Annotated in this window: 11 protein-coding genes; 5 read left to right on the forward strand and 6 right to left on the reverse strand. The window is 58.4% G+C overall.

Features of this window, described 5'->3' with window-relative positions:
• Positions 1–28 precede the first annotated feature (28 nt).
• Positions 29–1,465 carry a hypothetical protein gene (locus tag WMW72_RS23665; RefSeq protein ID WP_341418047.1) on the reverse strand — a complete coding sequence of 479 codons (1,437 nt, stop codon included), beginning with the start codon at positions 1,463–1,465 and terminating at the stop codon, positions 29–31.
• Between the two features lie 360 nt (positions 1,466–1,825).
• Between WMW72_RS23665 and WMW72_RS23670 the strand changes: the two genes are divergently transcribed.
• Genes WMW72_RS23670 through WMW72_RS23680 form a run of 3 tightly spaced genes read left to right on the forward strand, consistent with a single transcriptional unit; the run spans position 1,826 to position 5,301 of the window.
• Positions 1,826–3,430: an extracellular solute-binding protein gene (locus WMW72_RS23670; RefSeq protein WP_341418048.1), complete on the forward strand. Its 1,605-nt coding sequence runs from the start codon at positions 1,826–1,828 to the stop codon at positions 3,428–3,430.
• Between the two features lie 30 nt (positions 3,431–3,460).
• The gene (locus WMW72_RS23675) at positions 3,461–4,423 is read left to right on the forward strand and encodes an ABC transporter permease (RefSeq protein ID WP_341418049.1); all 963 of its coding nucleotides are present in this window, start codon (positions 3,461–3,463) and stop codon (positions 4,421–4,423) included.
• Positions 4,417–5,301, forward strand: a complete 885-nt coding sequence (locus WMW72_RS23680; RefSeq protein ID WP_341418050.1) for a carbohydrate ABC transporter permease — start codon at positions 4,417–4,419, stop codon at positions 5,299–5,301. The genes WMW72_RS23675 and WMW72_RS23680 overlap by 7 nt, the downstream gene beginning before the upstream one ends.
• A 140-nt stretch (positions 5,302–5,441) precedes the next feature.
• On the opposite strand, the gene WMW72_RS23685 is transcribed toward WMW72_RS23680, so the two are convergent.
• Positions 5,442–6,173, reverse strand: coding sequence for a ThuA domain-containing protein (locus tag WMW72_RS23685; RefSeq protein WP_341418051.1), 732 nt, complete (start codon positions 6,171–6,173; stop codon positions 5,442–5,444).
• A gap of 231 nt (positions 6,174–6,404) precedes the next feature.
• Between WMW72_RS23685 and WMW72_RS23690 the strand changes: the two genes are divergently transcribed.
• Positions 6,405–7,385 carry a helix-turn-helix domain-containing protein gene (locus tag WMW72_RS23690; RefSeq protein ID WP_341418102.1) on the forward strand — a complete coding sequence of 327 codons (981 nt, stop codon included), beginning with the start codon at positions 6,405–6,407 and terminating at the stop codon, positions 7,383–7,385.
• A gap of 143 nt (positions 7,386–7,528) precedes the next feature.
• Here the strand turns inward: WMW72_RS23690 and WMW72_RS23695 are convergent, their stop codons facing one another.
• Positions 7,529–8,683 (reverse strand): glycoside hydrolase family 88 protein, encoded by a 1,155-nt coding sequence (locus WMW72_RS23695; RefSeq protein ID WP_341418052.1) that lies wholly within the window; start codon positions 8,681–8,683, stop codon positions 7,529–7,531.
• A 25-nt stretch (positions 8,684–8,708) separates the two neighbouring features.
• Positions 8,709–11,219: a glycoside hydrolase family 2 protein gene (locus tag WMW72_RS23700; RefSeq protein ID WP_341418053.1), complete on the reverse strand. Its 2,511-nt coding sequence runs from the start codon at positions 11,217–11,219 to the stop codon at positions 8,709–8,711.
• 119 nt (positions 11,220–11,338) lie between these two features.
• Between WMW72_RS23700 and WMW72_RS23705 the strand changes: the two genes are divergently transcribed.
• Entirely contained in the window at positions 11,339–12,241 is a 903-nt protein-coding gene (locus WMW72_RS23705) for an AraC family transcriptional regulator (protein WP_341418054.1), read from the forward strand.
• A 129-nt stretch (positions 12,242–12,370) separates the two neighbouring features.
• Here WMW72_RS23705 and WMW72_RS23710 read toward each other — a convergent pair whose 3' ends face one another.
• The gene (locus WMW72_RS23710) at positions 12,371–13,945 is read right to left on the reverse strand and encodes an ABC transporter substrate-binding protein (RefSeq protein ID WP_341418055.1); all 1,575 of its coding nucleotides are present in this window, start codon (positions 13,943–13,945) and stop codon (positions 12,371–12,373) included.
• A 2-nt stretch (positions 13,946–13,947) separates the two neighbouring features.
• The gene (locus WMW72_RS23715) at positions 13,948–14,490 is read right to left on the reverse strand and encodes an RNA polymerase sigma factor (RefSeq protein ID WP_341418056.1); all 543 of its coding nucleotides are present in this window, start codon (positions 14,488–14,490) and stop codon (positions 13,948–13,950) included.
• Between the last annotated feature and the right edge of the window lie 36 nt (positions 14,491–14,526).

Here is a 14,526-nt window from a genome sequence, read left to right on the forward strand (position 1 = left end):
TCAGATCCATTGGCCGCTTAAGCCTTCTTTAAGCTTCGATCAGCAAAAATTTCGCCCCGAAGCTTTTGCCCGATCTCTTGGCCGCCTCCAGATCATGCGGATGACTCTGTGCTAAGAGGATGACATTCTCCGGGTAGAGCTTTCCTAGCAGCGCCCACACGAGCAGAGGATTGCCGCCCGCCGAGATCCCGTGGATGCCGGATTCGCCGGTCACAAGTCCCGGCAGAGCCAGAACATCTAGGGCGCCGTGCGAGCGAAGGTCCGCATCATCCTCAGAGCCAGCTGTGCTCGGCAGAGGCTGCGGGACATATAGATAGCGGTGCCCTCTGGCGATCTGGCCCAAGTCCACCGCGAACTCCCCGGATTCGGCGTGCAGCCGGTACTGGAGTGTAGCCTGTCCTGCGGAGTCTGCCGGGTGGCTGGTGATTACGGCCTCTTGAATGCCTGCCAGCTCCGTCCCCGTCGCTCCAGGCTCGAACGGCTCTCCCTCGCCGATCGGAGAACGCTCCGCTGCGTAATAATCTTCCTCCTCGTAGACAAAGGCAACCGAAGGAGCGCCACCCGATTCCGGCGAGGGCGAGCCGACCGTCAGAACGGGATGCCAGCGAAGCAAATATTTCGGCGCTTGGACCGGTGAACGGCCTAACCCCGCTGGTAGTACCGTGCCCAGCCGATATTGGAAGCCGTAGCCTACAGCCGTCAGCTCCGGATTCAGCAGGCTTTGGGCCAAGCGGACGATATCCCGATGAGGCACCTTCTTCACCAGCAGTATAGACAGGAATTGCTCCCGGGCCTGCTCCAGGAAGCGAAGCCCCTTGCCCGGTCCGCTGTGCTTGATCTCGATCGCCACCTCTTCCCAGTTCTCGAAGGGCAGCAGCGCATCCCGAAGCAGGATAAGCTGATGCAGATATTCGTTGAACAGCTGCATCACGACCGGACCCCCAGCGGGTCCCGTTAGCAGGTCAACAACCTGAGGCGTCCATAAGTGCGAATCGCACCGGCTTCGCTGAACCAGTCTCTGAAGAGCTTCCTCGCCATAACGTATGAGCGCCCGTCGCCCCGATGAGAATTCTCTGGCCCAACGCGTCACCCCTTCCCCTATAGTCTGCGCTTGCCTGGAAAGCTCCAGCCTTGCAGCGTCTCCGAACGCCAGCGTACCCAGTGGCAGCACGGCTTCCCTGCCCGAGAGCGCTAGGCTGGCCTGAACGTTATCCAGCAGCAGCTCCGCCGAATCTCCCGCGCCTCCAAGCTGAGCGATAACGGCAGCCAGCAGCGTCCCTACTTCGCGGACGATATCCTGCGCACGGTACACCCCCTCCTCCAGCGTCCATTCCCAGACACCGGATGGATTCTCCCCTGCATGCAGAGGCCGCCGTTTCCGAAGCTCCGCTTCGACCGTCTCGAACTCGATTAGCTCCCCCCACCTGATCTCACCCTGTTCCCCTTTCAGCCGATATTCCGCCATGTCGGCACCTCCTCGTTGGATTTCGTCCATCATAGCAAGCCTGAATCGGAACCGATAGTACGCACTTTTTTGTTCGATGGTACCAAGAGTGATCCATAGGCACAGAAGTGTTCCGTGCAGACAAAAATGTGCGTACTGGTCAAACAGCGACTAACCTTTTATGATCAAATACGGACGCTAAACGTTCGGCAAGAGGGGGCAGGCTTTCCTTACGCCGCTTATGAGGGGCCCCTCATGAGACAGGTCGATCGGACGGATTCTCCCTACCCTTTAACCCACTTTACAACTAGGAAAAGTAAGTTTATCGACTTTAACAGATCTCTCCATCCCCCATATCTACATAAGGAGTCCGATACCACCATGAATAAGCGAACCGCCTTGATGCTTCCGCTATGGATGTCACCACTGCTGGCCCTCGGGGCCTGCTCACAAGCCCAGCCCCCTGCCGAGAAACCGCCCGTCAGTTCACAGGGGAGCGAAGGAGCCACCTACCCGATCCGCTCGAATGCGACTTTGACCTATTGGCTGCAATCGCCGACCACCTTGAAGGCGAGCATCCAAGAGGTGCCCTTCTATCAGGAATGGCAGCGAAGGGTCGGCGTGCCGGTCAAATTCTCCGAAGTATCCAGCGCACAGGCCAAGGAGTCCTTCAGCGTCCTGCTCTCCTCCGGCAATCTGCCGGATATCATCGAGTACAACTGGCTGAAGGATGTGCCCGGAGGACCGGAGAAAGCGTTGAAGGATGGCTACATCCTGAGGCTCAACGATCTCATCGACTCTCACGCTCCGAATTTGAAGAAATACCTGAAGGAGCATCCCGATCTGGACCGGCTCGTGAAAACTGACAAAGGAGACTACTATGCCTTTCCGTTTCTGAGAGAAGGCGGTCTAACCACCCAGTGGGCGGGGCCCGTATTGCGCAAGGACTGGCTGGACGAGCTGAAGCTGGAAGTGCCGCAAACGATCGAGGAATGGCACACCGTATTAACGGCTTTTAAGGAGAAGAAAGGAGCCAAAGCTCCGCTCACCATCATCAATCAGCCCAATGCCCTGCAAGGCTTTCTGGACGGTGCATTCATCGGCGCCTTCGGCGTCATCCGCGATTTCTATGTCGATAGCGGCGGCCGGGTCCAGTACGGCCCTCTCCAGCCCGGCTACAAGCAGTTCCTGACCACGATGAACCAGTGGTATCAAGAAGGATTGCTCGATGCGAATTTTACACAGACCGACCGCAAGGCACTGGATGCGAACATGACATCAGGCGCATCGGGGGCGAGCGTCTATACCGGGGCGACCATTGACAAGTGGGAGCTGGCGCTGAAAGCCAAGGACCCTGCAGCAAAGCTCGTATTCGCCCCCTATCCGGTGTTGAAGAAGGGGGATACCCCGATGTTCGGTCAGGAGGATTGGATGTACGGAGCGAGTGCCGCCGCAGCCGTCTCTGCCAAGTCCAAACACCCTGAGCTTGCCGTCCAGGCGCTCGATTATGCTTACAGCGACGAAGGCTACCTGCTGTTCAACTACGGGACAGAAGGGAAGACGTATACGCTGGAGAACGGCAAGCCGGTGCTGACCGATTTCATCAAGAACAACCCGGACAAGCTCTCCTATGTGGAAGCGCTCGCCCTGCACACCCATACCGTCAATCCCGGACCCTTCGTCGTAGCCAAGGATGTGATTGGTGCCGTCGCGGTACAGAATGAAGACCACAACTATAAGGTCTGGAAAACCGATAATCTCAAGCATCTGCTGCCTCCGGTGACAGTCCCGACGGAGGAATCCCAAGAATTTGCCCGCATCATGGCAGATATCCATACCCTGGTTGACGAAACCTCGCTTAAGCTGGTGCTTGGCAAGGAATCCCCAGGCGGCTACGACGGCTTCTTGCAGAAGCTGAACGCGTTGAATATCAAGCGGGCCATTGAGATCCAGCAAGCGGCCTATGACCGTTTCCGGCAGCGCTGATCCATGAGTATGCAGATAAGGGAGGATGCGATGAGTACGAAGGCCACTGCCCGCGCTCTGCGGCGGCAATCGGTCCGTAAGCCGCTGCGCCGGCGGATCGCGGAGGATTTCAAGCGCAACCGGCTTCTCTACGCCATGGCTCTCCCTGTGATCGTCTACTATGTCGTCTATCACTATGCGCCGATGTACGGAGCGCTGATCGCCTTCCAGAACTACAGTCCGATGAAAGGCTTCTGGGGCAGCGAATGGGTAGGGCTCGAGCATTTCCGCAGCTTTATCGGCAGCCATTACTTCTGGAGACTGCTTCGCAATACGGTGCTGCTTAGCCTCTATTCGCTGATGTTCGACTTCACCGCTCCCCTTCTCTTGGCTCTGCTGATCCAGGAGGTACGCAGCCGCTACTGGAAAACCGCCGTTCAGACGATTTCCTATATGCCGTATTTCATCTCGCTGATTGTCGTATGCGGCCTGGTGAAGGAGCTGACGAAAAGCGGAGGTCTGGTGAATATCGTCTATACCCTGCTGACCGGCTCGGGGGGCCAGGACATGCTCCAGGACCCTGGGCTTTTCCGCGGCATTTATGTCGCTTCGGAGATTTGGCAGCGGGTCGGCTGGGAATCGATCATCTACATGGCGGCGATGCTGGCCATTGATCCCGGCCAATATGAGGCCGCACGAATCGATGGAGCCAGCCGGCTGCGGCAGATGTGGCATATTACGCTTCCTGGACTTGCTCCGACCATAGCGGTCCTATTCATTCTAAGGATGGGCTACATGATGGAAGTGGGCTATGAGAAAATTATATTACTGTATCAACCGGTCACTTACGAGACGGCGGATGTCATTTCTACCTATGTATACCGCAAGGGGCTGCTGGGAACGGACTGGAGCTTCAGCTCTGCGATCGGGCTGTTCAATTCGCTGATCAATCTGCTCTTGCTCGTACTGGCCAATTACGTGATTCGAAGACGGGCGGGGGGCGGCTTATGGTGAAAAGAAATATAAACGCGGCGGACACAGTGCTGGATGTTATCGTCTATACGGTGCTGTTCTTACTCGTCGCGGTGACCGTATACCCTCTGCTTTACGTGATCTTGGCTTCGCTTAGCGACGGCGACCTCCTGCTCGCTCACCGGGGGCTGCTGTGGAAGCCTCTTGGCTTCAGCACGCTCGCTTATGAACGGGCACTGGCCAATCCTGCAGTATGGAGCGGATACTGGAATACGGTGCAGCTCGTGGCCGGGGGCATCGCGGTGAACCTGACCATGACTATTCTCGGCGCTTATGTCTTGTCGCGCCGCCACGTGCTGTGGAACAAGCCTTTGACGATTTTCGTCGTACTGACGATGTTTTTCCACGGGGGGATCATTCCGTTCTATCTGGTTGTGAAGGGAACGGGCGTCCTGAATACACTATGGGCGCTGCTGCTGCCCTTTGCCGTGAAAACCTTCCATTTGATCATCATGCGGACGGCTTTTCTGTCGCTGCCTGCTTCTCTCGAGGAGTCTGCCCAGATCGACGGCGCCGGTCACCTGACGATGCTGCTGCGTATCGTCCTCCCTTTGTCGATGCCGGTGCTGGCTGTGATCGTACTATACACGTCCGTTGACAAATGGAACATGTGGTTTTATCCGTCGGTCTTCATTCAGGACAAAGCGCTGTACCCGCTTCAGCTCGTCCTGCGCGAGATTCTGATCCAAAACTACACGGATAACATCTCCGCAGGCGTCAGCGCAGGAGATGTCCGCAAGGTCGGGGAAACGATCAAGTATGCGACGATAGTCATTGCCACCGTACCCGTGCTGCTCGTCTATCCGTTTCTCCAGAAGTATTTTGTTAAAGGCGCCCTGATCGGTGCCATCAAAGGATAAGACCTGGCTGCGCTTCTGCATTCACGCGCTTAATCATTTATCCGGTGAAAAACTAACATCACGAACAAAATAAAATCCGGCTTGCGCCCGTCAGGAGCGCAATACCGGATTTTGGATTGCCTTGCGTCGTATGAATACCCTTAACCTCTGCCCTTGATCGTCTCGAGCGGCTTATGATTGCCGTACTTCGGATATTCGCGGGTCGTAGGCTTCGCCCAGAACACCGCATTGCGGATGACGCGGCGGATTTCTTCATTATAATAAGTCGGATAAGCTTCGTGTCCGGGACGGAAATAGAAGATCTTGCCTTGTCCCCGGCTGAACGTGCAGCCGCTGCGGAATACTTCGCCGCCTTCGAACCAGCTGACCATGATCAGCTCGTCCGGAGCCGGGATATCGAAGTGCTCACCGTACATTTCCTCTTCCGGCAGGTCGATGTATTCTCCCAGGCCTTCGGCGATCGGATGGTTAGGAGCGACAACCCAGATGCGCTCCTTCTCGTCGGCTTCGCGCCATTTGAGGTCACAGCCGGTTCCCATCAGCTTCTTGAAAATTTTGGAGAAGTGGCCGGAGTGAAGCACGATCAGACCCATGCCCTGCAGCACCCGCTGATGGACGCGTTCTACGATCTCATCCTGTACATCACCGTGCGCTTTATGTCCCCACCAGATCAGTACATCGGTGTTATTCAGCACTTCTTCCTGCAAGCCATGCTCTGGATCATCAAGCGTAGCATAAGTGACCTGCACCTCAGCGCCCAAGCCCTCGCCGATTGCAGTATGTATGCCATTCGGATAGACGGAGCGAATATGCTCGCTCTCCTTCTCATGACGGAATTCGTTCCATACGGTAACGCGTACTTGCTGGCTCATCTTCCATATCCCTCCATAACTCGTTCTTGTTACTTTCAGTATATTGATTCAAATGGAGAAAAGATATGCTAAATTGTGCCCGTTCTTTATCCGATACTGCTATCCCCGGCAGGCCGTGCTATACTGGGTGGGATGAAACCGCAAGCCTGCGGCCTCGTCACTTGTCCATCAAGCTAGTAAAGCGAGGTAGCCGTCGTCGTGAAAACAATACTCCCCGGACAACCGGATGTTATGATTGAAGATGTGGTGTACCAGAATCCGCTGTTGTTTCTGAAAATATGGGAAATCGGCTATGATCCCCAGACTGAACAGCCGCATGAAGCGCCGGCCGGCGCTCCGGCTCTCCCGACAGACGAAGCCGACGTCTGCGAAGCCGTCAAGTCCACACCGGAAGCGGAACCCTACCTGTGGCACTTCCACAAGGAAGTAGAATTTCTCGTCATCCTCACCGGGCGGCTCGGCGTACAGACGAAGCATGACTACACCGTACTCGGACCTGGCGATGTGATGGTGCTGGGTGCCTCGCAGCTGCACCGTACCCGCAGCCTATCCCAGGACGAACATCAATATATCGTCTTCCAGGTCGACCTGACCCGGCATTTTGACCAGAGCACGCTGCCTTACCTCAGCTCCTTCTCCGAGCTAACCCAGCCGCTCAGCCAGCTCAACTATATATTCGAGGAGCAGCCTCAGGTGAGGGAAACGGCAGCCTCCCTCGTGAAGATGATCTACCGGGAAGCCCAGGAGCGTCAGCGCGGCTACGAATTGGCCGTCAGCGCAGGGATCAAGCAGCTGCTGCTGCTCTTGCTCCGCTCCGATACGAGGGGGCTGCTGGACGGTGTGGAGGATGCAGACCTAACCCGCCTGCGGCCGGCGCTCGATTATGTCGACCGTCATCTGGCCGAGAAGATCACCGTTGAGGATGTATGCAGCCTGCTTCATCTGAGCTATCATTACTTTATCAAGCTGTTTCGTAGGCTGATCGGCCTGTCATTCATCGATTATGTCAACTTCAAGCGGGTCAAGGCTGCTGAGCGTCTGCTGCTCACGCAAAGCATCAGTATCGCCGAGGTCGGCGAAAGCGTCGGCATCCCGAACATGGCCCAGTTCTACAAGCTGTTCAAGCGCCATAACGACTGCTCGCCCAAGGTATTCAGGCAGCGCATGCAGGGCAGCCAAGCCTTGCATGCCGGGGCTACCTCTCCGAGATAGCCTGCCGTTTAGAGAGAAACGCCACGCGGCTCGTTCATACCTCTCTACACAAGCAAAAACCGCTCGTCCCTTGGGGGATGAGCGGTGTTTGCTTATGCCTGTTTCTATAGCCTTATCGCCATGCACCGATATCGATGCCTCTGCTAGAAAATACGCGTCTTCCAGCCTTGCAGCTTCGCCAGCGCCTCGACATAGTAGTAGTCGCCGTAGATCAGCGACACGTTCACATTCTGACCGGCCGGCTTGTGGCCGGTGCCCTCCAGCAGGATCGCCTCATGCTCTGGCCGATCCCAGGTCCCGTAGCTGCGCGTCAGCGACAGCAGAATGCGCCGGGCCGCCTGTGCGTACAGCTCGCCGTCTGCGCCAGGCAGTGCCTCCGCCAGCTCCAGCAGTCCTGAGGCGGCGCATGCGCCGGCCGACGTATCACGCGGCTCGCCGTCCAGGCTGTCCGCTGCGCGGAAGTCCCAATGCGGAACGGAATCTTCCGGCAAGCTCGCCAGGAAGTAATGCGCCACGCGCTGAGCAGCGTGCAGGTACCGCTTATCGCCCGTGTAGCGGTACGTGTTGGCCATCCCATGCAGCGCCCAGGCCGCGCCCCGGCTCCAGGCCGAGTGCGGGCCTGCGCCCTGCCCGCCCAGCGACTCGATCAGCTCGCCGGTCTGTGGGTCGAAGCTCACGATATGATTCACCGAACCGTCCGCACGGATGAACTTGTCGACAACCGTGTCCGCATGTGCGCGGGCGATATGATCGAAGCGGGGATCGCTGATTTCTTCAGCCGCCCAGAATAGCAGCGACAGGTTCATGGATGTATCGACGATCGACCAGCCGGTCTTATCTTGATTCCACGCCCGGATGAAGGAGCCCTTCAGGTTGAAGCGTCCCGCCAGGAAATTAGCCGCATGCAGCCCCCGACGTCTGCCCACCTCATCCTGCGTCAGCTTGTACTTGATAACCGCGGTAGGCAGGAATTGGAAGCCAACATCATGATGGAAGTTGTTGTCCTGGCCCATCTTGCGCTCCAGTCGCTCGTCCCAGCCCCAGGCGGCTTCCTTGAAGCCCTCTTTGCCGGTCATCTCGTGCATGATCCACAGGATGCCAGGCCAGAACCCGGAGGTCCAGAAGTCCAGCCTCATATCGTCGTACAGGCCATCCTCCTTGGCGACATGCGGGGACTTATCGCCGAGCTGGACGATCATCCGCTCGACCTTCTCCTCCAACGCCGCCCATACCTCCGGCAAAATGTCTTCCAGCTTCTCAGCGTGTTTCCACTTCTCGGCATACGTGATTGTTGTCATGTCATCCGTGCCTCCCGTAGTCGGTTTAATTGGATGTTACGGTTACAAATGCAGTCCCCATACCCTCGCAGGCAATGCTCACGATGGACGTACGAGCGCCTGCCAAGCCACCGGCTGCGCCGGAGCCCAGCGAAGCCGCCGGTCCGCCAGCCGTCACGAAGTCCGTGACTGTAATTCCAGCAGGCAAGCCGCCGCGCGGGTCCACATAGATACCTGCGCGTCCCGCCGCCAGCTGTACGAGCCGCGAGCCGCGGATCGTGCCCAGGTTATCCAGCAGGCGGCCGTCGCCGGCCAGTCCGAAGCGCACGAACCTCGCCGCGTCCGGGCAGAAGACGCCCTGGGCGTCCACCGCACGCGCCTCGACATACACCCGGCCGTCCGGCTGCGGCTCGGTGGTCACCTGCAGCGCCACCGGCTCGCCCCACGCTTGTGTCTGATACACGAAGCTCAGCTCGTCGGTGACCGTGACGCCATCCTTCACGGCTACGGCGCGAACCTGGTGTTCGCCTGCCGTCAGCGTCGTCTCCCAGCGCAGCCCGGCAGCCGGGAAGTTCTGCGAATCCCGCTTGCGGACGCCCAAGCTTTGACCGTCCAGGAATAGCTCAACCCGCTCGGCATTGGAGTAAACCTTGAATTGTTTTACCTCGTCCGCTCCGCCCCAGCGTACTGGCATCGAATGCCCGTAGATGCGCACCATCGGCTTCGTCGCCCAGTACGATTGGAACACATAGAAAGCATCCTTCGGCGTCAGATCGCGCTCCACGATTCCCTTCATGTTCAGGTAAGGAATCGGTGAATCCGGACGAACCGGTGTCGCGAAGTCCTTGAACGCCCACTGAGCCGCACCCGTCAGCCAGCCCATCTGCTCCTGGGACTTCAGGTACCAGTCGATCATCTCGCAGAAATATGTCTCCGACCAGTCGCCGTCACGAGATACGCGCGCTTCGCCGCCAGTCAGCAGGTAGTCGCCGTCGCGCTCATCCGTATCGGCTCCGCTGCTCTGGATGAATTCGAAGCCGGTGAACGTCTTCTCCACATGACGCGTCGCCAGATTGTCCGCGCCCCACTCCATATGGAAGAACGAGTGGACATTCTCGAACGCTGCGCGGCTGCTGGACTCATAGTCCGTATAAATGCCGCGGTACCAGCCCGCCCAGATGGACGGCGAATACACATCGATGATGTCCTTGCAGAACTCGCAGCGGCGGATCGCCGTCAGACGGCTCGGATCGAGCTGATGCGACAGGTCATGCAGCTGCTTCATGAACGCGCGGATCTCTTCCTGATCGAAATAGTCGAAGTCGCACTCCCAGTCATTCTCGTTGCCCAGTCCCCACAGGATGACGGACGGATGGTTATAATGCTGGTGAATCATCGCCGTCAGCATGTCGATGCACTGCTGGCGGTAGTCGACTCCGCCAAGTCCTCCGCGGCACCATGGGATTTCTTCCCACACCAGAATACCCAGCTCATCGCATAGCTCAAGGACGATTCGCGATTGCTGATAATGCCCGAGGCGAATGAAGTTGGCGCCCATCTCCTTGATCAGCACCATCTCCTCGCGAATCTGCTCCTCGGTCATGGCCGCGCCCACCTCGGCATGATCCTCATGACGGTGCGTACCTCTCAGCAGCAGCCGCTCACCATTCAGCTTGAACGGCCCCTGCTTGACGAATTCGAACGTGCGAACACCGAAGCGCTCCACCGTCTCCATCGAACTTTCCCCCGCCTGCAGCGTGACCGAGCAGGTATACAGGTATGGATTGTCCGTGGACCAGAGCTCCGGCTTCTCCAGCATAAGCGCCGCTATCTCGCGCGGTCCGTCCCAAGCCTCCGTCGCCGTCTCCGCCGTAGCGACACGGCGTCCGTCACGGTCCTTCAGCACGATGCTCAGCTTCACCTGACCCTGTACCGCATCCGGATTATACAGATTCGCCTTCACCTTGACGAGGCAGCGCCCGCCTTCCGCTCCCGCTTCGGATAAGCCCTGCACATCCGTTTCCACATGCACCTGAGCGAGCGATACTTGCGGCACATAGCGCAGGTTCAGATACCGGTAAATCCCTCCGTAGAGATTGAAATCGCTTGCGTCAGAAGGGATCGTCTCCAGCTCGCGGCTGTTATCGCAGCAGGCCGCGACCGGCACTTGCCCGGCATAGCGCTCGATCTGCTTGGCCCGTTCCGCCGCTTCCGTGATGTCTACCGTGAACTCATCATACCCGCCAAGATGCGAGCCGACCTTCTCCGTGTATACATACACATCCGTACGCTGACCCGCACCTTCGAAATGAAGCAGCGTCCGTCCCTGCGGGTACGGATTATTGACGTCCAGGCGTGTCCGGTACCAGCCCTGTCCCTGATAATATTTGCCGTCCGGGTCCATCACATCGAGGCCGTTGTACGTATGTGGAAGCGTCACCGGCTCCCAGGGCACATTGTAATGATTTTGCAATTTATCGGCACGCCAAACCTCCCATACGCCTCCGAGGCTCCCGCGGTAATGCTCCCAACCTGTGTTCAATCTTTGCTGTGTCATGCGATCTGCTCCTCCTTCTCCTGCTGAACCTTCTGCTCCCATCGTAACAAAAAAAACGCTCTCATAGTTTAGCCACCTTATGATAAAATGTTGTTATATTACGATGGAGGCGGACGCGCATGAAGCTGATGAATTACATGAATCTGAACGTGCACCCGGTGCAGCTTTCTTTTTTCAGGGACCGTACCTTCGAATTTCAGGAAATTTATCATGCTCATCAGGGCATGGAGCTGCTGTTCGTGCATGAGGGCCACGGCACAGTCGTAATGGAGCAACAACTTATTCAGGTGTCGCCCGGCACGCTCCTCTTCTTCCGTCCGTTCCAGCTCCACCGTATCCGCATCAACGGGCTGCCGCAGGAGCGCTATATGCGCTCCATGTTCGTGTTCGAGCCGGTCGAGGTGGAACGGGCGCTGGGTCCGTTCGTGGGCCTACGCGATTTTTTCCGCGGCTTGTGGAAGGAACCGCTCGCCCGTCATGCCTTTCAGCTCAACACGCTGGCGGATTGGGAGGAGCTCTTCCGCAGCTACGCCCAGCGCATCCGCACCGTGTCTGATCGCGGGGCCGAGCATCTGCTGGAGGAGCAGCTGCTCTTCCTGACCGCGCTGCTCCACCGGCTGAAGTCGGAGACGGAAGCGGAGACAGGGGCAGGCGGGATCGCGCTCCCCTCCAGCGCTCCCGGACACAAGGGACAGTCGGCCGCCGAGAGCATTATGGCGTGGGTCGAATCGCATTACATGGAGCCCTTCGAGCTGGATCACTTGGCCCGGGACCTCCACTTGTCTCCGAACCATGTCTCTGCGCTCTTCCGTCACAATGTAGGAAGCACGATCACGGAATATATCACGGCCCGCCGGATTCGGCAGGCCTGCTGGCTGCTGCAAACGACAGACCGAAGCGTTCAGGAGATCGGCCGGCAGGTCGGCCTCGGCAACTTCTCTTACTTTTGCCAGCTGTTCAAGAAGCAGGTCGGCCTGACGCCCTATGCCTTTCGCCAATCGGCGCGGACGCGGGTCCCATAAAAAGAAGGCACGCCAAACAGCCGGCCGAGACGAACTCGGCCGGCTGTTTGAGCCCCTAGGGGGCCAGCCTTCTTCCTCTATCCTCTATGCCTCCCACGTGTGACCGGCACCGCTGGCGGGCGGCTCCCCCTACTTTCCATGCGCTTGCTGATTAAGCGCCTTCTGCATCTCTAACTCCATATCTTGCAGCGCCTTATTCACTGTCAGACGTCCAGCCAGAATATCCTCAGACTTCTGCCAGATCAGCTTGGAAAGCATAGTCCGCAGCACACCATCATACTCCTCCGCCGCCACGTTTTCCTCAAACAGCGAAGCCCGGGGTTCCAAGCTGTAGAAAGCTTCCATCCGTTTGCCGGGAAGCTGGACAACAGGCATAGCCGGCCAATGGTCGGGTTGTTCGTTCTTCGGAGGCTTAGCTCCTCCCTCTTCCTGAATAAAGCGGACAAGCTCCCAGGCAGCACGCAGATTAGGGGACTCCGCGCTGACCGCGTAAACCTGGTCGATGGACAACGACATGGATTCTCCCGGCCGATCCGCGCGAATCGGCTCCCGCACGATATCCCAGTCCAGCCGGTTGCTCTGGATAGCCAGGCGTGAAGCGTAGCCGTAGCTTTGCAGCGTCATAGCGGCTTTTCCCGTCGAGAACGGGTCCTCTCCCTTCACATCTGCAGCGGAGGCACCGGCCGCGAGCTTCTGTCCGGGCAAGTACAGATAGCCTTTGCGGGCGTCTGCGAGCACCTTGTCCCATGCCCCACGCCAGCGGGAAGCATCCAACATGAATTTACCCTTGACCGAATGGGTCAGCTGCAGCTTCATGTCCGTGGCCATCTGCACGATCAGATCGGATACGTTCGTCATGGAAGCAGCCGAGAAACCGTAGATTCCCTGTTTCCTGCCTCTCTCTCCGATACTCTCCGCGATCTTCAGCAGCTCCTCCCAGGTCATACCGTCCTTGGGGTGAGCGATGCCATAGCGGTCGAACAGCTCCGGATTGTAATAAATCGCCGACTGGCTGAACCTGGACGCGAGCCCGTACAGCTTTCCCTGGCCTTGGGCGCGCAAAGCCTGGATCAAGCCGGGATGCGCCGTTTCAATCGGAAATGCATCCTGCCGGATCACCCCGTCCAGGGCGTACAGCTGCCCCTGCCCGGCCAGCCTGGCAAATTCAGCAGGCCTGAGAGCCATCACATCCGGCTTCCCTTCCCCTAGGGGCTGCAGGCTGGACTCCTGCCGCACCGCGCTGCTTGCGGCAGCTTCCTCCCCGGCTGGAATCAGCTCCAGCCGAATGTTCGGGTATTTCTGCTGGAAGGCCCGGCCGTACTCCACCATAAAGGAGCTAGGGTCCGTTACGGCTACCTGCAGCTTATAGGTGAGCGAGGGATCTAGCGCCGGCAGCGAGAAGTCCGTCTCCGGCAGCTGCGACAATCCTGCGTTCACGTCGGGCGTGACGCTTCTCCCATGCATGGCCGCGTATACCGCCACTCCTAACAGCAGCACAGCGACAGGAGCCCACAGCAGCTTGCGGCGGCGGACCGGGACGGGGGGCCGCCGGACGCGCGCCTCGATTCTGGCGATCGTCTCACCGGAGAAGCCCCCGCCCTTCAGCGGGAGGCGTGACAGCTTCCGTTCCCAATCCGGCGCCGTCTCGGCGCTTCCGGGTCGATTCGTGTCGCCGGAGGCTTGCTTCGATTCCGTTCGTTTCATCGCTATTCCCTCCCCTCCGCAGCGAGCTGCTGCGATACTTTGGCCCTGGCCCGCGAAAGCCTCGACTTCACAGTGCCCTCGGTGATCCCGAGCAAGGCGGCAATCTCCGCATAGGACAGACGGTGATGCACATGCAGCAGCAGCACCTCGCGCAGCTTGGGCGGCAGAGCCAGCACCGTCTGCCAGACCTCCTGCTCCTCCAGAAACTCGATGGCCTGGGTCTCCGCAGAGGCCACTCGCCCCTCCCGCCGCGGAGCTGCAAACGGCACGACCCGCCGGAACCAGGCGGAGCGCCAATGGTCGCGCACGGTGTTGCGGGTGATCGTCAGCAGCCACGTCCTGACGGAGGCTTCGCCGCGGAAGGAGAAAATACGCTCATACACCTTAACGAACACATCCTGAGAGATATCGTCAGCCATCGAGGACGAGCGCGTCAGGAAAAAGGCATAGTTCCAGACATCGCTGCCATAGGCGAGCATCAGCTCGGACAAGATTTCATTTTTATCCATACCGCTTGCCAGCGATTTTAAATACTCGAAAGCCACCGATTTCACCTCTTATACGATTGGACGAGACATCGG

This window comes from Paenibacillus filicis (assembly GCF_038070315.1).
Taxonomy (GTDB): Bacteria; Bacillota; Bacilli; order Paenibacillales; family NBRC-103111; genus Paenibacillus_G; species Paenibacillus_G filicis.

Bases quoted from the DNA above. Each gene is read 5' to 3' on its own strand.
- WMW72_RS23700 (WP_341418053.1), bottom strand. From the start codon at position 11,219: ATGACACAGCAAAGATTGAACACAGGTTGGGAGCATTACCGCGGGAGC.
- WMW72_RS23695 (WP_341418052.1), bottom strand. From the start codon at position 8,683: ATGACAACAATCACGTATGCCGAGAAGTGGAAACACGCTGAGAAGCTG.
- WMW72_RS23670 (WP_341418048.1), top strand. From the start codon at position 1,826: ATGAATAAGCGAACCGCCTTGATGCTTCCGCTATGGATGTCACCACTG.
- WMW72_RS23690 (WP_341418102.1), top strand. From the start codon at position 6,405: ATGATTGAAGATGTGGTGTACCAGAATCCGCTGTTGTTTCTGAAAATA.
- WMW72_RS23685 (WP_341418051.1), bottom strand. From the start codon at position 6,173: ATGAGCCAGCAAGTACGCGTTACCGTATGGAACGAATTCCGTCATGAG.
- WMW72_RS23675 (WP_341418049.1), top strand. From the start codon at position 3,461: ATGAGTACGAAGGCCACTGCCCGCGCTCTGCGGCGGCAATCGGTCCGT.
- WMW72_RS23665 (WP_341418047.1), bottom strand. From the start codon at position 1,465: ATGGCGGAATATCGGCTGAAAGGGGAACAGGGTGAGATCAGGTGGGGG.
- WMW72_RS23705 (WP_341418054.1), top strand. From the start codon at position 11,339: ATGAAGCTGATGAATTACATGAATCTGAACGTGCACCCGGTGCAGCTT.
- WMW72_RS23710 (WP_341418055.1), bottom strand. From the start codon at position 13,945: ATGAAACGAACGGAATCGAAGCAAGCCTCCGGCGACACGAATCGACCC.
- WMW72_RS23680 (WP_341418050.1), top strand. From the start codon at position 4,417: ATGGTGAAAAGAAATATAAACGCGGCGGACACAGTGCTGGATGTTATC.